The sequence below is a fragment of the Nocardia sp. FBN12 genome (assembly GCF_054031145.1).
The window spans coordinates 532,630-553,611 of sequence record NZ_CM132926.1 but is presented as its reverse complement, the minus strand read 5'-3'; the positions used below and the strand labels follow the sequence as shown (position 1 = coordinate 553,611).

Annotated in this window: 19 protein-coding genes and 1 pseudogene; 9 read left to right on the top strand and 11 right to left on the bottom strand. The window is 63.4% G+C overall.

Going from position 1 to position 20,982, the window contains the following annotated elements:
* Window positions 1-371: 371 nt before the first annotated feature.
* Genes ACWZHB_RS02900 through ACWZHB_RS02885 form a run of 4 tightly spaced genes read right to left on the bottom strand, consistent with a single transcriptional unit; the run spans window position 372 to window position 4,745 of the window.
* Complete coding sequence (locus ACWZHB_RS02900; RefSeq protein ID WP_427906383.1) at window positions 372-1,337, bottom strand: enoyl-CoA hydratase/isomerase family protein; 966 nt, start codon at window positions 1,335-1,337, stop codon at window positions 372-374.
* The gene (locus ACWZHB_RS02895) at window positions 1,334-1,771 is read right to left on the bottom strand and encodes a DUF6632 domain-containing protein (protein WP_427906382.1); all 438 of its coding nucleotides are present in this window, start codon (window positions 1,769-1,771) and stop codon (window positions 1,334-1,336) included. The genes ACWZHB_RS02900 and ACWZHB_RS02895 overlap by 4 nt, the downstream gene beginning before the upstream one ends.
* Complete coding sequence (locus ACWZHB_RS02890; protein ID WP_427906381.1) at window positions 1,768-3,012, bottom strand: oxygenase MpaB family protein; 1,245 nt, start codon at window positions 3,010-3,012, stop codon at window positions 1,768-1,770. Before ACWZHB_RS02890 ends, ACWZHB_RS02895 begins: the two co-directional genes overlap by 4 nt.
* Entirely contained in the window at window positions 3,009-4,745 is a 1,737-nt protein-coding gene (locus ACWZHB_RS02885) for a phytoene desaturase family protein (RefSeq protein WP_427906380.1), read from the bottom strand. The genes ACWZHB_RS02890 and ACWZHB_RS02885 overlap by 4 nt, the downstream gene beginning before the upstream one ends.
* Before the next feature lie 112 nt (window positions 4,746-4,857).
* Between ACWZHB_RS02885 and ACWZHB_RS02880 the strand changes: the two genes are divergently transcribed.
* A complete protein-coding gene (locus ACWZHB_RS02880) occupies window positions 4,858-5,409 on the top strand; it encodes a TetR/AcrR family transcriptional regulator (RefSeq protein ID WP_427906379.1) in 552 nt (183 codons plus the stop codon).
* A gap of 67 nt (window positions 5,410-5,476) precedes the next feature.
* Here the strand turns inward: ACWZHB_RS02880 and ACWZHB_RS02875 are convergent, their stop codons facing one another.
* The 4 genes and pseudogenes from ACWZHB_RS02875 to ACWZHB_RS02860 form a co-directional block, all read right to left on the bottom strand.
* Window positions 5,477-5,671 carry an aldehyde dehydrogenase family protein gene (locus tag ACWZHB_RS02875; RefSeq protein ID WP_427909062.1) on the bottom strand — a complete coding sequence of 65 codons (195 nt, stop codon included), beginning with the start codon at window positions 5,669-5,671 and terminating at the stop codon, window positions 5,477-5,479.
* Window position 5,672: 1 nt separating this feature from the next.
* Entirely contained in the window at window positions 5,673-6,116 is a 444-nt protein-coding gene (locus tag ACWZHB_RS02870) for a PaaI family thioesterase (RefSeq protein ID WP_427906378.1), read from the bottom strand.
* A 94-nt stretch (window positions 6,117-6,210) separates the two neighbouring features.
* Complete coding sequence (locus tag ACWZHB_RS02865; protein ID WP_427906377.1) at window positions 6,211-7,824, bottom strand: MFS transporter; 1,614 nt, start codon at window positions 7,822-7,824, stop codon at window positions 6,211-6,213.
* Between the two features lie 226 nt (window positions 7,825-8,050).
* Window positions 8,051-8,544, bottom strand: a pseudogene (locus tag ACWZHB_RS02860) (diiron oxygenase).
* Between the two features lie 268 nt (window positions 8,545-8,812).
* Between ACWZHB_RS02860 and ACWZHB_RS02855 the strand changes: the two are divergent.
* Window positions 8,813-9,385 (top strand): TetR/AcrR family transcriptional regulator, encoded by a 573-nt coding sequence (locus tag ACWZHB_RS02855; protein WP_427906376.1) that lies wholly within the window; start codon window positions 8,813-8,815, stop codon window positions 9,383-9,385.
* A 394-nt stretch (window positions 9,386-9,779) separates the two neighbouring features.
* On the opposite strand, the gene ACWZHB_RS02850 is transcribed toward ACWZHB_RS02855, so the two are convergent.
* Window positions 9,780-10,055, bottom strand: a complete 276-nt coding sequence (locus ACWZHB_RS02850; protein WP_427906375.1) for a hypothetical protein — start codon at window positions 10,053-10,055, stop codon at window positions 9,780-9,782.
* 365 nt (window positions 10,056-10,420) lie between these two features.
* On the opposite strand from ACWZHB_RS02850, the gene ACWZHB_RS02845 reads away from it, so the two are divergent.
* The 3 genes from ACWZHB_RS02845 to ACWZHB_RS02835 are packed head-to-tail and all read left to right on the top strand — an operon-like array spanning window position 10,421 to window position 11,620.
* The gene (locus ACWZHB_RS02845; protein ID WP_427906374.1) at window positions 10,421-10,912 is read left to right on the top strand and encodes a hypothetical protein; all 492 of its coding nucleotides are present in this window, start codon (window positions 10,421-10,423) and stop codon (window positions 10,910-10,912) included.
* A 13-nt stretch (window positions 10,913-10,925) separates the two neighbouring features.
* Window positions 10,926-11,339: a DUF6325 family protein gene (locus ACWZHB_RS02840; RefSeq protein ID WP_427906373.1), complete on the top strand. Its 414-nt coding sequence runs from the start codon at window positions 10,926-10,928 to the stop codon at window positions 11,337-11,339.
* The gene (locus ACWZHB_RS02835; protein ID WP_427906372.1) at window positions 11,339-11,620 is read left to right on the top strand and encodes an SHOCT domain-containing protein; all 282 of its coding nucleotides are present in this window, start codon (window positions 11,339-11,341) and stop codon (window positions 11,618-11,620) included. Before ACWZHB_RS02840 ends, ACWZHB_RS02835 begins: the two co-directional genes overlap by 1 nt.
* A 59-nt stretch (window positions 11,621-11,679) precedes the next feature.
* On the opposite strand, the gene ACWZHB_RS02830 is transcribed toward ACWZHB_RS02835, so the two are convergent.
* On the bottom strand, window positions 11,680-12,009 hold the full coding sequence (locus ACWZHB_RS02830; RefSeq protein WP_427906371.1) for a hypothetical protein: 330 nt from the start codon (window positions 12,007-12,009) through the stop codon (window positions 11,680-11,682).
* 197 nt (window positions 12,010-12,206) lie between these two features.
* A complete protein-coding gene (gene nhaC, locus ACWZHB_RS02825; protein WP_427906370.1) occupies window positions 12,207-13,679 on the bottom strand; it encodes a Na+/H+ antiporter NhaC in 1,473 nt (490 codons plus the stop codon).
* A gap of 352 nt (window positions 13,680-14,031) precedes the next feature.
* Between nhaC and ACWZHB_RS02820 the strand changes: the two genes are divergently transcribed.
* The 4 genes from ACWZHB_RS02820 (at window position 14,032) to ACWZHB_RS02805 (ending at window position 20,976) form a co-directional block, all read left to right on the top strand.
* On the top strand, window positions 14,032-15,471 hold the full coding sequence (locus ACWZHB_RS02820; protein ID WP_427906369.1) for a basic amino acid/polyamine antiporter: 1,440 nt from the start codon (window positions 14,032-14,034) through the stop codon (window positions 15,469-15,471).
* A gap of 34 nt (window positions 15,472-15,505) precedes the next feature.
* Window positions 15,506-16,753 (top strand): arginine deiminase, encoded by a 1,248-nt coding sequence (locus tag ACWZHB_RS02815; RefSeq protein WP_427906368.1) that lies wholly within the window; start codon window positions 15,506-15,508, stop codon window positions 16,751-16,753.
* 221 nt (window positions 16,754-16,974) lie between these two features.
* Window positions 16,975-19,326, top strand: a complete 2,352-nt coding sequence (locus ACWZHB_RS02810) for a protein kinase domain-containing protein (RefSeq protein ID WP_427906367.1) — start codon at window positions 16,975-16,977, stop codon at window positions 19,324-19,326.
* Between the two features lie 831 nt (window positions 19,327-20,157).
* A complete protein-coding gene (locus ACWZHB_RS02805) occupies window positions 20,158-20,976 on the top strand; it encodes an SDR family oxidoreductase (protein ID WP_427906366.1) in 819 nt (272 codons plus the stop codon).
* Window positions 20,977-20,982 lie beyond the last annotated feature (6 nt).

Here is a 20,982-nt window from a genome sequence, read left to right as displayed (position 1 = left end):
TTGCCAATGCAAGACAGTGTCCTGCACTATCGAAATCACCTCGGCAGCATGGGTTTGAGCGACAGAACTTGTCGGTGGGCCGTGCGACATTCATGCGTATGAGCTACCAATACTCGAGCCTGGCTGCCGCGGTCTCCGACAAGAACTGCCAGCTGCGCCGCTACTTCGACCAACGCTTCCCAACCCGAAGCCGATCCAGACCGGCTACCGAGCCAACGCCGGCACTCTGCTCATCGACGGAAGCGGCATGAGCCCGGAACCGTCGGAGCAGCATCGACATCGGCACCACCGACGGGCGCGCCATGTTCGGCATGTTCTCCGGGCTCGCGTCGCAGACCCGCGAGGGACTCGCCGCCGCCTTGCCTGCCATGTCACACTCGTTTGCCGTCGACCCAGCGTGGGTCTGCCCCGGCCAGCGGAGAATGACCGCTTTCGGTGAGGTCGTGGGTGAAGGCGGTCAACACATCCTTCATACCCGGTAGGGTTCCGGCCCTGACGAAACCGGCCATTTCGGTATCGAGTCCGGACTGCAATGACTGGTCGGCGGCAAAATAGGTGAGCTGTTTGATCGCGCGCACCGCGGTGGGCGAGCGGCGGCCGAGCCTGGCCGCGATGTGGCGCGTGTGATTCAGCAGGTCCTTCTCGGGCACGATGGCATTGACCAGTCCCAGGTCGAGTGCTTGCTGCGCGGTGATCGGCGTCCCCTCGAGCATGTGTTCGAGCGCGCGGGCGGTGCCGAGCATGCGCGGCAGACGCTGGGTGCCGCCCCCACCGGGGATGAGACCAGCGAGAATTTCGATCTGGCCGAGCCGCAGGTCGGGGGAATCAGAGACGAATCGCAGGTCGCAGGCCAATGCGATTTCGTGGCCACCGCCGGTGGTCGTCCCGTTGATCGCGGCGAGGTACACGGTGCTGGAGTTGTTCATCCGAAGGATCGTCTGCCGCCAGCGATACCCCCAGGCCAAGGCTTGAAATACCGGACTGCTGGCAGATTCGGTCAGCCGTAACACCCCCGGTAATCGCATGATCGTCCGGGTCGCGCGCCAGCCCGACCGCAAGAGTTGCGGCGGTACGGGTGGCAGTGGGGCGGTCATTGCGCCGCCGAGTTCGCCCGGGTCGGCATGAGTGAGGAAGAAGCCTTGTTCGGATCCTGTCAGCACGACCGCGCGGACCGAATCATCCGCGTCGACGGCCTGCGTGAGTTCGTCCAAGTCCTTGACGAACGCCATCGTCACGAAGTGGTGAGGTGGGCTGGAGTGGCGGGCGATGAGAACCGCACCATCCCGCTCCAGGGTGAGTGTGTCGAGTTCCAGTTCGGCCACGGCTACGGCGGTCATTGTTGCCTCCCTGCGATGACTGCGCTGCGACGGGAGAACCAGACGCATGCGAGGAAGATAAGGCCGATCACCGGCGCGGTGACGTCACCGAGCCAGTGCATGTGATGTTCGGGCTTCAGCGCCATCACGCACATCGACGCCACGTGCACAGCCTCGACGACGATGAAGATGTCGATGGCCAGCCATCGGCGGCCGGGATCACCGGCTGCCCACGCGAGGTAGAGACCGAGGGCGATGTTGATCACCGCCAACATGACGAGGTACTCCTCGCCGCCGTGCCCCCACATGACGCGGCGTCCCAGCCAGCTGTCGTGGGTGACCACGCCGGTGGTGACCAGCGGCGTGGTGAGGAAGAAGAGCGCGACCAAGACACCCCCGGAACGGAGCGTGAGGCGCAGGAACGGCGAGTCCGCCGGTGATTTTGTCGTGGTCATGCGGATTTCTTCTCGGAGGTAGTGCCCTTCGCACTGTCCGGATCGTGGCGCACCGGGGTGGGGCGGTATTGGGCGGTACGCCGTTCTAGTCCGCGGGTGACGACGTAGTCGAGAAGTCCCTGACCGTGCTTGGAAGCAGCGCGCCGTACGAGCGGGACGCGGGTGATCTGATTGAATCCCCGGAGTCCCAAGGCGGCGAGAGATAGGAGGAACTCGGCCAACGGGGCGGGGTTCACGCCTAGGCCATCAGCGAAGTCCACATCACCCATGGTTCTCGCCATCTCCGCGGTTCCGATGCGGCGCAGCACTGCTTGGTGGCCTCGCCGGGGCAGCGGGAAGGCTCGCATGGTGTTCAATCCGTCGAGCAGCGAATGTGTCAATGCCACGGAGTCGGCGTCGGGCCGGTAGAGGAATTGGTGGATGCGTCGGGAAACGGCGAATTGCTCGTCGGGCGTGGTACCGAGAAGTTCGGTGTTGGCTCCCTCGATTCGGCTGATCCACCGCCACATGAGGGCGAAGCTGTCTTCCTCCTCGCGTGTCGCGATCCCACCGAAAGAGCGAATGATCTCCACCCGGTACGGGCCGAACAGGTGTGTCGCGGCGGCGGTGGCGAGCTGGCTGATCGGCGTGCTCTCCGACAGGTCCCAGCGACCGCTGCGCAGGATGCCCAGGCGGATCATCGTGTGCAGCAGCCGGATGCGTACCCACTGTTCCCAGCGTGGGCCGCCTGGTCTCATTCCGTCCACATCGAGGGCGCCGGCGAAGCCGCTGGCGGTTTCCCAGAATCGGCGGTGGAAGTCGACACCGCCCTTCTCCAGCCTGCCGGTGCTGGCCATCACCCGTGCGGTCGCCGGGTCGGTGTAGGTGGCAGGCAGCGCCCCGTGCATGCCCATCATCATGCCGATGGGGTTGCGGCGTCCCATGTCGGCACCGGGGCGCATCGCGTCGAAGTCGACCCAGGCCGGAATATGTTCGACGTCGGCGAAGAATGCCTCGGCGGTCGGCTCGCCCTCGGCCTGCAGGCGGCGTGCGGTCGCGTAGAAGTCCCCGCTCATCAGCTTGTGGTCGCGCATGAATTCGACGAGCGCTTCGGCGAGGGGGTCACCGACGTGGTTCCACGCCTCGATGTCGACATCCGCGGGCGCGATCGGCTCCTCGAAGCCGGGGGTTGCGGCTTTGGCGCGGACGATCGCTACCCGTGTCGCCAGTTCGCCGGTGGTGGGGTTGATCGTGGAAGTCATGTCGTCACCTCTTCGGTGTTGTTGGAGCTGAGTTCGCGCTGTACTGCCAGCGGATCGACGCCGGGTTTCCAGTTGCGGATCTTCGCCCGGTCGGCCAGCACGACTCCGGAGCGGATCTCGGCGATCAGATCGCGGCCGGTGATGGCTGAGGCAGCCTGTACTCCGCTCATCATCGAGCCTTCGGTGCCGGGCCCCCATCGGGTGCTGGTGCCGACGGTGAACAAACCGTTGACCGGTGTCCGCACGCCAGGGCGTAGCGGCCCGAACTGCAGCGGGTTGGGTTCCAGACCGAAGGATGCACCGCCGGTGGTCGCGGTGAACCGTGTCTGGGTCGCGGGCGTGCCCAGCTCAGTGAGCTTGACCCGGCTCGACGCGCCGGGGTACACCTGGTCGAGACGATCGAGCATGCCCTCGATGACGAGTTCCTTCATCGCCAGGTATTCGGGGTCTTTCCGGTACTCGGTGGTCCGGGCGTCGAGGCCGTCGTATCCCCACAACTTCGGGGAACTGGGGACGATCGTCTGCACTTCGATCGCGGCGTGGCCTGCGGGGGCGCTGCGGGTGTTGCTGGGGTCACGGCGTGTGGAGCACTGCACGAACATGGGCTGGCGGGTGGCGAAGTTCTTCGCCCACTTCTGCCGGTCGCCGGCATCACGCGAACCGGAGAACAGGTTGTGCGTCATGCGGGTCAGGCTCAACAGCGAGTTTGCATCGTCCCAGGTCGGTATTGCGTAGAAGTTCGAGTTCGGCGTGGCGTGAATGTCGATCTCAACTCCGAAGCAACCATTGATCAGCGGCCGCGACATGCGCCAGTTGTCCACCCGCAGCCGCGTTGCGCGGGGCAGGTGTTCGTAACCGACGAGGTCACGATAGGTGCGGATGATGTCGGCATCGGAAACCACGGTGTCGGCTCGCACTTCTTCGCCGTCGGTGAGCCGGACTCCGCACACCCGTGACCCTTCGACCAGAATCCGATCGACCTCGGCGTTGACACGGATCTGTCCACCGTGGCTGACGACGACCTCGGCGAACGCCGCCGACAGCATCTGCCCACCACCGCGCGGGTACCACGCGCCGTGGCCCACAAACGACTGAAGGAACCCGACCATGGTTCCGACCGTGGTGCTCGTCGGCGTCGAGGCGAGGGCACCACACTGCACAGACAACGCCAGGATGGTGCGCGGCTTCAGGCCACACGCAGCCAACAACGACGCGAACGGCGCCATGGCCCAGACCCCGGCGAAGCCGGAACGCAGGAACGCGCGGCTCATTTCACTGGTCGAGGACAGGCTCACAGCGCGATCGTCGAACGCTTTGCCGAGTGCCCGCATGACACCGACATAGCGCCTCAGCCCTCGCTGGTCGTCGGGGAAGGCCGCGCACAGATTCTCCAGATAGGCATCCCAGCCATGCGGTGTGCGAAGTTCGAAGTCCGGGGCCACGATCGTGTCGAAACCTGCCGAATCCAACGGCAGCCACTCGATATGGTCGTCGAGTCCGAGACCGCGCAGAAAGCTGGGCACGGCGCCGCCGGGGCCGCAATCCCCGATGTAGTGCACCCCGCAGTCGAACTCCCATCGACCCTGCCTGCGGAACACGTGCGAGCTGCCGCCGATCACGTTATAGCGCTCCAACACCAACACCCGCTTGCCCGCGGCTGCCAGGTAGGCCGCAGCGCTGACACCTCCCAGCCCCGATCCGACGACCACCGCGTCATAGTCACGTCCACTCACCGCAATCACTCCAATCCAAAGTTACTGTTACTTGCCGTACCATAAAAATAGTAGAACAATTGGTCTAATGCAAGGGTTTGTGCCGATCGGATAACCCAGGGAGGAAGGGCACATGGCGGAGTCGGTGCGGGAACGTTTGATCGGCAGCGCCGTCGAGTTGCTGCAGCGTCGCGGCGTGGCGGGTACATCTATCGCCGACCTGCTCGAGCGCAGCGGAGTGGCACGCCGATCGATCTACATCCATTTCCCTGACGGGAAGAACGAATTGATCACCGTGTCCGTCGCGCAGGCCGGTGACCGGATCAGCACGTTCATCGAGGAGCTGGTCGCGACCCAGACGCCACCAGAGGCCTTGAGCGCCTTCGTCGGCTTCTGGAAGCACCTGCTCGCGAGCTCGGATTTCGAGGCCGGCTGCCCCATCGCCGCCGCGGCCTACGGGGGTCTGGAAGCCCCCACCGCACGCCAACGCGCGGAGCAGGTTTTCGGGCGGTGGCAGGAACTGCTGATCTTCAGTCTCGTCGCGCACGGCGTCGACGAGACCGAGGCCGCCGGCATCGCGACCACGACGATCGCCGCCATCGAAGGTGCGGTGGTGCTGTGCATCGCCGCCCGCTCCACCGCGCCACTGGACCGCGTCCATTCCCAGCTGAACAGACTGTTGTAGTCAAATACCGGCTAACCGAGCCGGTCACAGTCCGGCCGTCAGACCTGCTCCGACCCATGCCCACCCTCTAGAGGCGCGGGACGAAAGGATCGGGTATCGACGAGCCGGTCTCGATCCACACTGTCTTGGTCTTGGTGAATTCCCGGACCGCGTCGATGCCGTTCTCGCGGCCGTGTCCGCTGCGGCCGGAGCCGCCGAACGGCGCCAGGGGTGACGCGGCCCGGTAGGTGTTGACGACCTCGAACCGCGCACCGAGCGCGATGTCAGTTCGGTGCGTGGATCAGGCAGGTGGTGGTGCCGTGCGCGATGAGCCGTCCCTGTTCGTCGAGCACGCGGCCTTCGGCAGTGGCGGTGCTGCGTCCGGTGTGGATGACCGTTCCAGTGCCGGTAAGTCGGACACCATCGGTTCCGACCGAGCGGATGTAGTTCACCTTGAGTTCGAGTGTGCTGTATCCGAACCCTGGGCCCAGAATGGAGTGCACCGCACAGCCCATCACCGAATCGAGCAAGGTCGCGCAGATCCCTCCGTGCACGGTCCCCAACGGGTTCGCGAAATCCGGCCGCGAGACGAGAGTGAACGACACCTTTCCGTTCTCGATCTCGACGCCGTCCATCCCGAGCAACGACCAGATCCCTGGCAGGTCGTTGCCGGATGCGGCGAGGGAACTCAGCAACTCTGCGCCGCTGGGCAGTTCGGACGTGGTCATTGTCGATTCCTATCGTTGATGTCGATCTCCAGGTGCCGAGTCGCGGCGAGCCGCATGCGGTGCGCTCCCCGGGAACGGTCGGGCAGCATCCAATTCATGGCTTGTCTTTCCAGGCGAGGAGCACGGTTTCATCCGCGGGTTTCCACGGCAGGAAGATGGCGACCGCAACCGCGACGAACAATGACGCCGAAACCGTCACATAGGACGCGAGCTGGAACCCTTCCAAGGACGCCGACTTCATCGCGTAGATCAGATCGGCCTTCTGTTGCGCGAAGGCGGGATTGGTCGGCCGTTTGACCATTTCGAGTACGGCAATGACGCTCTCGCGAGCGAAGCTCTTCTCGTTCGCTGTCATCAGGAAGTCCGGGATGGCATCGATGCGCGGGCCGACCTTGGTCGTGTACACCGACGCCACAACCGATCCCAGCACCGCGACGCCGAGGGTGCCGCCCGCCTCACGGGTCGTGTCGTTGACCGCCGAACCGGCTCCCGCCTCATCGAGCGCCACCGACGACATGATCGATTCCGTCGCTGGGCCCTGCACGATCGCCAGTCCCAGCCCCATCAGCACCATCGAGACCAGCACCGGACCCACATACGGTGTTTCCACTTTCACCTGACCGGCGATATACATCCCGATACTCATCACGACCAGACCGAAGACGATGACCGCGGTGGTCCCGATCTTCTGGGCGATCAGTGTCGCCAGTGGGGCGCCGACCGCGATTGCCACGGCGAATGGCAATGAATGTAGACCGAACTGCAGCGGCGACAGCTCCATCACACCCTGGAAGTATTGGGTGATCATGAACAGGAACCCGAACATGGAGAAGTAGGCGACCATGATCGCCACCGCGGGCAAGGAGAACCGGCGGATTCGAAACAGGCTCATGTTCAGCACCGGCGAGGTGGTGCGCATCTCCCACCGGATGAATACCACGAAGCAGACCACCGCGAAGGCGAAGCCGACCAGGCTGACCGGGGAAAGCCAGCCGTGGTTCGGCGCTTCGATAATGGTCCACACCAGGGCGGTGATACTCAGCAGCGACAGGGCGATGCCGAAGAAGTCGAGCCTGCCCGTGTGTGCGGCCTTCGACTCCGGAACAAATATCCGGGCAAGAACCAAGATGGCCACGGCGATCGGGATATTCATCCAGAAAACCGAGTGCCAGGAGAAATGCTCGAGCAGCCAGCCGCCGGCGGTGGGTCCGATCGCGATGGCGAAGCCGGCCATCGCGGTCCAGGCGGCGATGGCGATGGCCCGTTCCTTGACGTCAGTGAAGATGTTGATGATTATCGCCAGGGTCGCGGGGAAGACAGCGGCGGCGAACACTCCCATCGCGGCGCGGGCGGCGATCACCTGGCCGAGGTCGGTCGCCAGTGCGCCGCCCACGGACATGACGGCGACGCCTGCCAGTCCGATCATCATCACCTTACGTCGGCCGTAGCGGTCGCCGAGGTGACCGAATGCCAGCAGCAGGCCCGCGAAGGTGAGCGTGTAGGCATCGACTACCCACTGCAACCCGCCGAAGCTGGCTTGCAACTGCAGACCCAGAGATGGCAATGCGACGTTGACGACGGTGTTGTCGAGGACCACGAGCAATTCCGCGGCGCAGATGACGACCAGGGCCAGCCATCTCCCCTGCCTACTCAAGACGGGGTTCTCTGGTGCTCGCGCGGCTGATTCCGCGATAGATGTTTGGGGCATGGTGGATCGGCTCCTAATCGGTGGGCTGGGGCAAGCTCGGGTGGGAATGGTTGTCGACCCGGCCGAGAACAGGGTTCAGCCGGGCCGACAACCACAGAGGTGCTGGCGGCGGCGGCTCAATTCCGCGACAGCACCGGCTTTTGCGCCGAACGCCGGTTCATGCAGCTGGGCGACGATGAGGCTCGGATCGGTAGCGCGTAGTGGGCGGCGTCGATGCCGAGTAGTTTCATGTGATCGATGGGTTTCTCGCCAGCGCGCATGCCCCATGAAGAACAGGTTCGGAAACAACGCTCCGGCGGGCGAGACCACGTATCCGAGCAGCGTTTTCAACACGGTTCATCCCGGCCACATCGATACCGATGCGGTTGACCATCTCCTGGAACATCAGGTTGTGGTTGCACTCCTCGATGATTTCGTGAGTGCAGTACCGGAACTCCGGCGAGCCTTTGTTCAGCCGGTATGTGTGCTGTATCATGCCGCTGATTAACAGCAGCTCGAACTGCAAGCCGACCTTCGCGATGTTGGCCTGTCGATACTTGCCGATCGCGATCTGAGGGTCTCGCGGCAATGCCCGATACAGGGGTGCGATCCCAGCATCTCGCCGGGCTCGGTGAGGATCCGGCGCTCAGGCGCGGCGTCGACGTCGAAATCCGGATGTTCCCAGTCGATATCGAGGAACGGGCCGAAGTGCCTGTGCACCGAGGCTTCCGACAGCAACATCAACGTGTCCGCATACGGCTGGGCTTTGTCGACGACATCGTCACCTGCCCGGATTTGGTTCAGTTCGATCGCCATTGATCTCTCCTCGAAAGTTTCTGTAACCGTGCGTAACGCTATTGCGAGGCTAGTAGAACAGCTGGTCTATTGCAAGAGCGGCGCTCCCGAGAATCCAGAGCTTTCCAGGACGGCGGCTCCGGTTAGAGGACCGATTGGTCCACTCTCTGGCTCGCCGCTAGGCTGGTGGCCTGCACCGAGGCGGGAGAGACTCATGGCTACCGACGCACGGCGACGCTTGGTCGAGAGCACGATCGAGCTGGTCCGGCGCAGAGGCGTGGCCGGCACAGGAGTGGCCGATCTACTCGAGCACAGCGGCACCGCCCGACAGTCGATCTACAAGCACTTTCCCGGCGGAAAGACGGAGTTGATCGAGGAGTCCGTCCGGACCGCGGGGGCCTGGATCGAGCAGATGATCGAGCAGATGGCCGAGACACTCTCCGCGCCGGAGATGCTGCACGCCTTCGTCGAGTATTGGAAACAGGTGCTGGTGAGCAGCGACTACCAGTCCGGATGCCCGATAGCTGCCGCGGCATACGGTGGCAGCGAAGCACCCGGCGCGCGAGAACTGGCCAGGAAGGCATTTCGCGGCTGGGAACAACGCCTTGCGGAGAAGGTCATCGCACAGGGCGTGCCTGCACGGACGGCCGAGAGCCTCGCGACCACGACAATCGCGGCAATCGAGGGCGCGGTGATGATGTCGATCGCAGATCGCAACATCGCGCCGCTCAACCGCACCTACGCCCAACTCCGCGAGCTGCTGCAGATCCATCTCGCGGCAGCCTGATCACCGGCCATCACGAGTTGGGAACCAAGCCCTCGCCCTATTGACGATCCATCCGTCGCCGCCCGAGCGCTGCGGTTCCCGATACATTTGGCGCCGAGTCCGGTCGGCTACGCCGTCAGACCAGCGCGAAATCCGCTTCGACCACCAGCTGGCCAGCGCGAAATACCCAGGTCACCCGCGTTCCCATCTTGGATGTGCCCCGCCGGGGGCACCAACCTGCGACTGCATTTCCGCAGTTCAGGGCGATTTCTGCAGAGCAAAACCAACTAGACATCACAAGAAACCCCAGGTCACGCGTCGCAGGTTCGTGCCCTAGGTGCGCACGACACACCGATCAAACTGCGATGACACGCCGATCAACCGGATCGCCTGTCTTGGCCAACACCGCCCGGATTCAGCTCACACCGTCCCCATGATCGCGGAGCCAGACCAACAGCGCGGCAATTGCCTTGGCCTGCACCGCGGCGAGGCGCTCTCCTTCCGCACCGTCGACATGGCGAATCTCGAACGACGCCGAGATGCCACCACGCGCACCAGGTAACTCGCCCAGATGACCACGACTGACATCCTGGCCTCCCGCACGTGCAGTATCTGGCAACTCCTGACTCGGCGATACCTCCAGCCCCGATACCGTCGAGTCGGCGGTATCGACCTGTTCCTCGCCAGCCATACCGACGATTGTCGGCCATCCACGCACCGAGTGTCGATGTGTGGTCTCAGGAGATGCTTGACGGTTCGTCATCAGGAGATGCTTGACTCCTCGTCGGGCTTGACGCCGGCCGCCTCGGGCGAGTCGACAGTTCGGTTCTGATTTGCCCAGCGCGCATGCTGGCGCCGTTGGATTCGACCATGAACTGAACTGGCGATCGCGACTCCGACTGCCCGGCGAATAATGCTCATAGGTGTCCCCGGCCTGTTGTTCTCTTCTGCGTGTCCGCTGATCCACGAGCAAATATGCGGTTATCCTTTCTTGTAAGCCATAGCAAGGAGAGATCTATGCGTGGATCGACGTTCGTCGGTGTCCGTATCGCGTGTGTGGCAGCGGGACTGGCTGTCCTCAGCATCCTCGCATTTCCCGCGGCGGCATTCGCGCAAACAGCTCCCCAGGTGGTCCCGGTCGAGCTCAACACGACGGTCTCGGGGGCCGAGATCGACTACGCCGTGCTCAACGTCCCCAACCGGCGCGACGTCTTTCCTGTCATCCGTGGTGAATGCACGACGGCTGCGGTCGATACCATCGCAGCCGCCCCAATTTTGGGTGCCGCCGGTTTGGATTCCCTGAGCGGGCGCCGACCGGATGCGCCTGATCTGTTGCAACGCCTGATCGCGGCTGGCGCGGTCGCCGCGGGCCCCCGTATTCAACTTGCTTCGTATGACGGGCGGATCACCGGCGAGTTCACCGACATGGCCCGTGGCGTCTACGTGGTGGTCACGCTGTGCAACATCAGCCCAATCGGGTTCGAATTCGACCCGAACCTCTTCGATTTCTCCCCCGCTGTCGTCACAGATCTCCGGTCCGGGTCTTAGGAGCCAACCAAGCATGAGCGACACCGATCATTTCGGACCTATCGACTACATCGTCGTGGAGTTTCCCGACGGGCGTATCGATCCCAACGGATTCGCCGTTCTGCTCGACCTCGTCGACCGTGGCGCCTTCCGAATACTGGACCTGGAATTCGTCGACGCCACCGGCGCCCTGCTCCCGATCGAGAATCTCGGCCCTGACCTCGTCCCGTTCGTCGGAGCGACCTCGGGGCTACTCGATCGCAGCGACTTCGCCGAGATCGCTGCCGAACTCAGCCCAGCCAGTGTCGCCGCTGTCCTTGTCTATGAGGAACTCACCATGCTGCCTGTGCTCACGGCGTGGGAGAACAGCGGCGCGAAACTCCTCACCGAAGGCCAGTTGACTCTCGACGAACTCGATACCGCGCTGACCGAGACCGAAGGACTCTGATGAGCCTGCTCAAAACTGCCGCTCGCGCAGCGGTCGCTTCCTCGGTTCACGGTCGCGTCCAACGCCGCCAGCAAGCCCGTTGGGCGACATCCCATCCGGCGCCACAACCCGTCGAACCCGCACCAGCTCCCGTCCCTGCGTCGACACCGTCGCAACCTGCCGCGCCGACCGACTTCGACGCCACACTCGCGCAATTGGAGCGTCTCGGTCAACTACGCACCGACGGAGTACTCACCGGCGCCGAGTTCGAGGTTCAGAAAGCCCGAATCCTGCGTGGCTGACCACACCGAACCCAGCGCCGATTTCGCCGATACATCCGCAGCAGCGGCCACCACATGATTCAGCTGTCTTGCTTTCTGATGTGCGCGTAGGGGTCAGGCAGGATCAGGCACGAGATTCCGCCGGTCTCGTTGGTGACACATTCGACCGGCAAACCCGGACCGGACAGACCTGGTTGCCACACCGTGCCTATGCGTTGAGTTGTGACTTGCTGCGGGTCCTTCGTCGGCACTGTCACTGTTGTTCCCTTGTCCCAGGGATGCCACGCCAGCAGGCCGCCGCCGATCCCGGCTACCAGAATCGCGGCCGCCAACAAGCTGTTGCCGGCCCGGCGCTGTGTGGTCTTCTGCGGCTGAGACGGCTGCGAAGGTCGGACACCAATCTGCGACATGTTCGACAGTCAACACCAACACCACAGTGGGCCGAAAGGTGTTCGCGCGGAATGACGTACCGTAACGGCGGCTGGAAGTTGGCCCAGGGCACTGCCAGCCCAGATCCTGGGGTGTGCGATTTCGAAACCTCACCGACTCCGACGACCACGCGATTCGCCACACCCCGGTAAGCGCTCGCGCTGAGGCAATCAGGAATTCATGATCCGGTGGTGTCTTCGGGCGATGCCGGTGACACCTTCTCGATTTTGAATCCGGTGAATCCGTACGCGACGCTCAACAGAGGGCTGGCGATGTTGAAGAAGGCGAACGGCAGGTAGAGCAGCGTCGAGACCCCGAGCGCGGCACCCATGAAGGCACCACAGGAGTTCCAGGGCACCAGTGGCGAGGTCACGGTGCCGCTGTCGGCAGCCAGGCGCGACAGGTTGGTCGGGGCCAGCCCTCGTTTGGCGAACTCGGCCCGGAAGATGCGGGAGGGCAGGACGAGTGCGATGTATTGGTCCCCAGCGACGATGTTGAGCCCGAGTCCACAACCGAAGACCGTGGCATAGAGCCGCCCAGTGGACTTGGCGCGGAACAGCAGTGGCGTGATCAGACGTGTGATGAGCCCGAATCGTTCGAGGAGGGTGCCGAAGGTAACCGCCGCGATGATCAGCCAGAGCGTGGCGAGCATGCTGTCCATGCCGCCGCGGCTGAGCAGGCTATCGATTTCGCCGATTCCGGAGTTCATCGTGAATCCGTTGGCCACGGCCAGCCAGGTCCCGCGTATGGTCGCCATGATCGGGTTGTCGTCGCCGGTGAAGTCCTTGACCACTTGTGGCTGGGTGAACACCGACAGCAGGCCGGCAAAGAGCGCGGAGGTGATCAGCGCCAGCGACGCCGGTATCTTGCGGATCGACAGGATGACCAGTAACAGTAGCGGCAGAAGGTTGAGCGGGGTGATCCAATAGATGTCGCTTAACGCGGTAAGTTCGCTGGCCGTAGCCACCATATCGTCGGCGTCGGGTCCGATCAGGCCGAGGAGGAGAAACCCGACACTGGCGATCAGGAACGCCGGGACCGACGTCCACGCTTGCCGTTTGATGTGTTCGTAGACATCGACCTCGACCATCTGGGCTGTCAAAATGGTCGTTTCCGAGAGCGGGGACAGTTTGTCGCCCAGGTAGGCACCGGAGATCACCGCCCCGGCGGTGATCGACGCCGAAACCCCGAGCATGGTGGCGATGCCGACGAGGCCGACGCCGATGGTGCCCACGGTGGTCCAGGAACTACCGATGCTCATGGCGACGATGCCGCAGATCAGCGCTGCTGCGAGGTAGTACCACCCCGGCGAAAGGACCTGCAGGCCGTAGTAGACCAAGGTCGGGATCGTGCCGGACATGTTCCAGGTGCCGATCAACGCGCCGACTGCGAGCAGGATGAACATCGCCGAGGTGATCGACGACATGGCGGCCTGACCTGCCTCCTGCACGGCTACCCAGGTGTGCCCGTTCTTCAGCGCGATCAGCGCCGCGACCATCGCGCACAACACCATCGCAGCTTGCAGGGGTCCGTCGAGTGCATCGAGGCCGAACAGCAGCAGCGAACCGCCGATCAGGACGGTCAGCGCGAGCAGCGGAACGATAGCGTCCTGCAGTGAAGGATCACGGATCTCGCGGTTGCCGGTAAGCATCATCCCTACCTCGGACAATTTCAGAGCCCCGCCGACTCCGATGTGTTTCGCACTGTAGACGAAATCGCGCACGCCAGACCCGAATTGGGACCGCTACACGCCGGATGAGGATCGGATCGCCCATCGAGCATGGAAACTAAATCGCCCGGCCAAGCATGGTAACTAAACGACCCGATACCGCTGCATTGGCCCGAGAACACCCTTCGCCGTGCCACTGAAATCACCGGGGCTGTCACGATCCGGTGACGGATACTTACTATTCCTACCTACTTCTCGCGGCTCCCCGATCTCCGCGTTAACATTCGGCTTGCTCCATCCCGTCACGTCCACCAGGTTGGCCCGGGAGTTGCGGATGACGAAAACCGAAGTAGATTCGACCAAAACGATGCCGCTGCTGACCCTGTCGGCAATGGTTGTCGGCTCGATGGTAGGAGCGGGAGTCTTCTCGCTCCCCCGGAATTTCGGGCAGGCAACCGGCGGTTTCGGTGCTCTGATCGCGTGGACGATCGCGGGAACCGGCATGCTGATGCTGGCCTTCGTATTTCAGACACTGGCCGTTCGCAAACCTGAACTGGACGCTGGCGTCTACGCCTACGCCAAGGCCGGATTCGGCGAATACCTAGGCTTCTTCTCAGCGTTCGGCTATTGGGCCAGCGCGTGTGTCGGCAACGTCTCCTACTGGGTGCTCATCAAATCGACTCTCGGACAAGTTCTTCCGATCTTCGGCGAGGGGAACACCGTTCCCGCGGTCCTGCTGTCCACGGTATTCATCTGGGCATTCCACTTCATGGTGCTGCGTGGGGTTCAGGAGGCGGCGGCGATCAACAAGGCCGTCACGATCGCCAAAGTCGTGCCGATCCTGGTCTTCATCATCGTGTTGCTGTTCTATTTCGACGCAGGTATTTTCGTCGACAACTTCTGGGGCGGGGACGCCTATTCGGAGTCACTGTTCGATCAAGTCCGCTCGACGATGCTGGTGACCGTCTTCGTCTTCCTCGGTATCGAGGGCGCGAGTGTCTACTCCCGGTACGCGCGACGACGCGCCGACGTCGGTCGCGCCACCGTACTCGGGTTCCTCAGTGTCCTGGCGATCTTCGCGACGGTGACCATGGTGTCGTTCGGCATCATGCCGCGCGAACAACTGGCCACCATCCAGCAGCCCTCCATGTCACCGGTGTTCGAGTCCGCCGTCGGCAGTTGGGGTGCCTGGTTCATCAGCATCGGCCTGATCATCTCGGTCCTTGGCGCATACCTGGCATGGACGCTGATGGCCGCTGAGGTCCTCTACGTCGCCGCTGCCGATGACGACATGCCCTCGTTCCTGGGTCGGGTGAACAACCATAAGGTTCCCGTCGTCGCGATGATCTTCACCTCGGTCCTGATCCAGCTGGTCTTGCTCACCACTCTGTTCTCCGACGACGCGTTTACGTTCACGCTCAAGCTGTGCAGCTCCTTGGCGCTGGTGCCCTACCTACTGGCCGCTGCGTATGCCTTGAAGCTGGCCATCACCCGCGAGACCTACACCGATCTACGCCCGCAGGACCGGCGCAGAGAACTCGTCATCGCGGCGGTTGCCACGTTCTACACAACGTTCATGATCTTGGCCGCCGGTCTGGAATTCCTGCTGCTGTCGTTCATCATCTACGCCCCCGGGACGATTTTGTTCGTGCTGGCACGCCGCGAGCGCGGCAAGAAGTACTTCCAGGGCTGGGAGGTGGTCCTGCTGGTGGTGTCGATCGTCGCCGCCATCGCCGGGATCATCGGGCTGGCCACCGGTTCGATCTCGATCTAGTCAGCTCGATCACCACCCTCAGGAGGGACCAACGATGACCGGAACCCAGCCCCCGCCCGTCTACGGTGTGCATTCCGAGGTCGGAACCCTGCGCAAGGTCCTCGTGTGCGCGCCCGGGCTGGCCCATGAACGCCTCACCCCCACCAACTGCGACGATCTACTCTTCGACGACGTGCTGTGGGTGCAAAACGCCAAACGCGATCACTTCGACTTCATCACCAAGCTTCGCGACCGCGAGGTCGAGGTCGTCGAGCTGCACAACCTGCTCGCCGAAACCCTCGCCATCCCCGGGGCCACGGCCTGGATCCTGGACCGCACCGTGATTTCCAACCAGGTCGGCCTCGGGCTCATCGATCACACCCGCGGCTACCTCGAATCGCTCGACGAACGAACGCTGGCTACCTATCTCATCGGAGGGCTCGCCGTGGCCGACGTACCCGACTGCGGCCGTGACTATCGCGCACTGACACGTGAACAGGGTGGAGTGCGCGAGTACCTCCTGCCGCCACTACCCAACACCCTCTATACCCGCGACACCACCTGCTGGATCTACGGCGGAGTGACCCTCAACCCACTGTTCTGGCCGGCGCGTCACGATGAAACCCTGCTGATGAAAGCGATCTACACCTTCCACCCTTCTTTCACCGGATCGCAGATCTGGTGGGGTGACCCCGAACTGGACTGGGGCCTGGCCACATTCGAGGGCGGCGACGTGATGCCGGTCGGAAACGGCGTCGTCCTCATCGGAATGAGCGAACGCACATCCCGACAGGCCATCAGCCAGGTCGCTGAGGCCTTGTTCGATCGCGGCGTGGCCGAACACGTCATCGTCGCCGGTATGCCGAAACTCCGCGCCGCGATGCACCTCGACACCGTGTTCACCTTCGCTGACCGAGACCTGGTGACCGTATTTCCCGACATCGTCTACGGCATCCACGCGTTCTCGCTCCGACCCGGCGACAAGGAACCGGTCGAGGTGGTCGACGAATCCGATCCATTCCTGACCGTCGTCGCCAAAGCACTCGGCCTCGACGCCCTGCGTGTCGTGGAGACCGGCGGCGGCTACTACGCCAACGAACGCCAGCAATGGGACAGTGGAAACAACCTCGTGGCAGTAGAACCCGGTGTCGTGTTCGCCTACGACCGCAACATCCACACCAACACCGAACTCCGCAAACAAGGCGTCGAGGTCATCACGATCGTCGGCTCCGAGCTCGGCCGCGGGCGCGGCGGCGGACACTGCATGACCTGTCCGATCCTGCGCGATCCAGTCGAGTTCTGACACTCTGACGCGATACCACCGATGCGATACTTCTTACCCAGATCGGTGAAAGTCTTTGCCGTGTACTGCTGACATTGCGAAGTGGGTTGCAGCACAACACTCCTGACAGCGGCGATCCAGCACAAGAACGCAACTCCCCAGCTCCTCGGGCGACGCAGTTGCCTACGAGCCATGAGTACGGTGTGATCTTCTCACTATCGTGTATCGGAGAGGATCGAACGTTGGGGGCATTGGGTCCGGGGTCGGTGTTCGCCGGCTACACCATCGAACGCTTACTCGGGGTCGGTGGCATGGGCGAGGTCTACACCGCCCGACATCCACGACTACCCCGCTTCGACGCGGTGAAGGTGCTTGCCGCGCAGTTCACCCGCGACGACTCGTACCGGCGCCGCTTCGAACGCGAGGCCGACCTCGCCGCGTCCCTCTCACATCCCGGCATCGTCAGCGTCCACGACCGTGGGGAAGCTGACGGGCGGTTGTGGATCGCGTTGGAGCTGATCGACGGCGTCGATCTATCAGCGTTTCGCACCAGCTCGCCGGGCGGGTTACCCGGTACCGAGGTGGCACGCGCGATCGCGGAAATCGCCGATGCGCTCGACTACGCCGGGGCTCGCGGGTTGGTCCATCGCGACGTGAAACCTGCCAACATCCTGCTTGCCAGGACCGGCCACTACCTGCTGACCGACTTCGGAATCGCACGGTCGGTCCCGGAGAACTCCGACCTCACCGGGACCGGCCTGACCATCGGCACCATCGCCTATGCCTCGCCCGAGCAGATGCAGGGACTGGCGGTCGAGCCGCGATCGGACCAGTATGCACTGGCCGCCACCGCCTTCGATCTCCTGACCGGTATGCAGCCGTTCACCGGCACCAACCCCGTAGCGGTGATCATGGCGCACGCCCAGCAGCCGGTCCCGAGTGTGCGAGTGCGTCGGCCCGATCTCGCGCCACAAGTCGATGCGGTGCTCGCACGAGCGATGGCGAAGAGCCCGACGGATCGTTTTCCCACCAGCAGAGACTTCGCGACCGCGCTCGGTCAAGCGCTCGCCCTGCCCGCGCAGCGACGGCGATCATCAGGTGCGACGGCCGACCGCTACGCAGCCACCGTCGCCAACCCGGTGCCTGGCGGCCACGGACCACATCGTCCGGCCCCGCCGATGCGGCCGGGGCGTGCGGGGTCACCAACGACTAGGCGCCGTCGGATACCGCTGCTCATCGGAGCACCGGCAGCCGCAATATTGGCGATCGTCGCCGTGATCGGTGTCCGCGCGTTGATGCCCGACGCCGGTGCCGAGGAAGCCGCGCGACTGCCCCGTCAGCCCGTGACGCCGATGCTGCCCTCGCTCGACAAGCGGCCCGACACCCCGGTCTGGACACTGCCGGAAATTCCTGGCCCTCCCGGCTCCAAGCCGGATGGTGTATCAGCACTCGGCGGCGATTCCGACATCGTTCTCTTCAGCCGCAAAGTCCGCCTGGCCGACGCCAACACCATCGAGTTCCTCGACATCATCGATGCGAACACCGGTCAGCTGCGAGCAGACACCGAGCCCATCGCGATGGACACGAAACCACGAACCCTCGGACGCTGTGTCGTCAGCGCGAATCATGGGGCAGCTGCCTGCCATCTCGACGGGGCCTCCGACGCGGTGGTGGTCATCGACCTCGCGGCAAGCCGGGTCATCGAAACCTTTGCCGCTGTAGACGAGATCGACAGCCTGACCGCCGCGGGTGGGCGTTTCGTCTTCGTGGACAGGCCGGGTCATCGCCTGGCACCGTCGCTTCGATCGATCGGCGAGGACGGCCGGGAACTTCCAGCGATCAGCTGGCCAGATGCCGATCCGGATCCATCGTCGCAGGATCCGCCGTATTCGATCGAGGTCTTCGGCTTGGTCCGCCTGGCCATGGTCACCTCCGCTCCGGATCCATCGCAACCGTTGTCGAAGGGGGTATTCCGGGTGATCCGGCTCGAAGACGGTAAGGAGGTGTTCCGCCGCGACACCGTCGAGATGATCCGTAGCACCGACTGGAACGTCTTCATCGACGGATTCGTCGTCTCCGACGGCGAATCACCGACCGGGATCTACAACCGTGACGGTGCTAGGACCGCGGACCTACCGAAAGGCTGGCGGCCGAGCCTGCACTCGACAAACGTATCCAAGCCGGGGCCGGTGGAGACTTCGGTGCCGACCGCCATCCAGACCGACGGCAACAAAACAACATACGCGGGGATCAGCCCGCGCAACGGGACCGTCCTGTGGGAGCGGCAGTCATTCGGTGCCGATGACCAACCCGAGCTACTCCTGTTACGCGGTATCGGAACCCTGATCATGACCTCCGACTCGGGCCGTGTGGTAGATGCCTACACAGGCGAGTACGTGATCCCCGGCGTCGTCGCGAAAGGCACCGAGCTCGGCACCGATGGCAGTCGGATCGCCGTCGCCAACGACGTGTCCACTTCGAACAAGCAACTCGAAGTGTGGAGCAGCGACGGCGAAGTCTGGGAGATCAAGAGCAACTACTTGGCTGTGTCGGTCGGCGGCAAGGTCTTCCTCGGAAACGTGCGGCTCATCTGATCACATGTGGGTGTACCCCAACGCAACACTCGACTGCGGTCCCCGCCAGGGTTTCACGGTTGCGCGTTGCCGAAACCGCAAGCACCATAACCCAACATTTCAAGCCTCTACATTTTGCAGATCATTGCGGCTACCCAGCGGAAGGGCATTCACTACGCAGGAGGCCTACAATCTGAAAAGATAATCGATTCAGCATGCGCAAGATGTTATTCATGAATCACACCGCACAGCCACCGTAATCAGCAGTGGCACGGGTGACACCGAGATTTCCTCGGCGATGGCGACCGCGATCGGGACGACGATCAGGGCTGTCGCTGTGTTGCTGATGAGCTGGCCCAATATGACATCGAACTGACCGCCACCGGCGGCGAAGTCGGCAACGGGTTCGCCGCACCGGTCAACGGGCTCTACGGGACCCAGGACCTTGCAACAGGATTCGTCGACCCCCGACAACGTCGGTCGGCTCTTCGGCTCGATTCGACCACCGGTCAACCGCTGAACATCGACGGCAATCATGGATGCCATATAGTTGCCGAACGCTGAACCAGTCGAACGATAGCCATTCAGACGGGCTCAACCACCTTGAATCCAGACGGTATCACTCACATGGTGAACCCTCTGGCTCATTCACACGACAACGCCCGCCTAACACGCCTCTGTGCAGGCAGTCGTGTCGGTTACCATCACTGAGCAGGGCACGCCGCGTGTACCTGATCCGACCCGGAGCGACCACCGGCTCCGCTAGAATCTCGATCGAGAGTCGCTCGAATCGCACGTTGATACTGATTGCCATCGGATCGCTGTGAAGGTCGACTGAAGGGTTGATGGTGCGTGAAGCCGCGAACAGTTTTGATCACGGGAGCCGGTTCTGGATTCGGGCGTGGTGCGGCGTTGATCCTGGCAGCGCGCGGCCACGATGTGATCGCGTCAGTGCGCAACGACGCTCAGCGGCAAGACCTCGAGACCCAAGCACAAGCCGAAGGTCTGTCGCTACGCGTTCCGGTCCTGGAATTGACTTCGGAGTCTGATCGCGATGCCGCGCTCGGCTGGAATATCGACGTTTTGGTCAACAATGCCGCGATAGGCGCGGGCGGCCCGATCTCCGAGATTCCATTACAGCGGGTCCGGGAGGTGTTCGAGGTCAATGTGTTTGCCACGCTGGCGCTGACCCAGCCGATCGCCGCTCAAATGGTGGAGCGCGGCCGCGGTCGAATTGTGTTCGTGTCCTCGATCGCCGGCCTCACCGCGGGCGCGTACCTCGGCGCGTACGCCTCGTCCAAACACGCGCTCGAAGCGATCGCGGAGTCGATGGCCGATGAGCTCGCCCCGCACGGAATTCAGGTCGCTACCCTCAATCCCGGCCCGTTCGCGACCGGGTTCAACGACGCGATGATTGCGAGTATCGACGAGTGGTTCTCCACTGAGCAGAACTTCACCCGCCCCGAAGACCTGGCCTCGCTGAAGGAACGATTCGCGAACCAGTTTCCTCCCGACTCGTTGATCGAAGAGATGGTCGGGTTGGTCGAAGCCGACTCCGGCCCTTACCGCACGATCGACCCCGCGCAATCGGCGGAGCTGGTGCGCTCACGTCAGGAACGGGCATGGACGCGACAACAATCACCCGCGGTGTTCGGTGAGGGGCCCGCCTGACTTCAC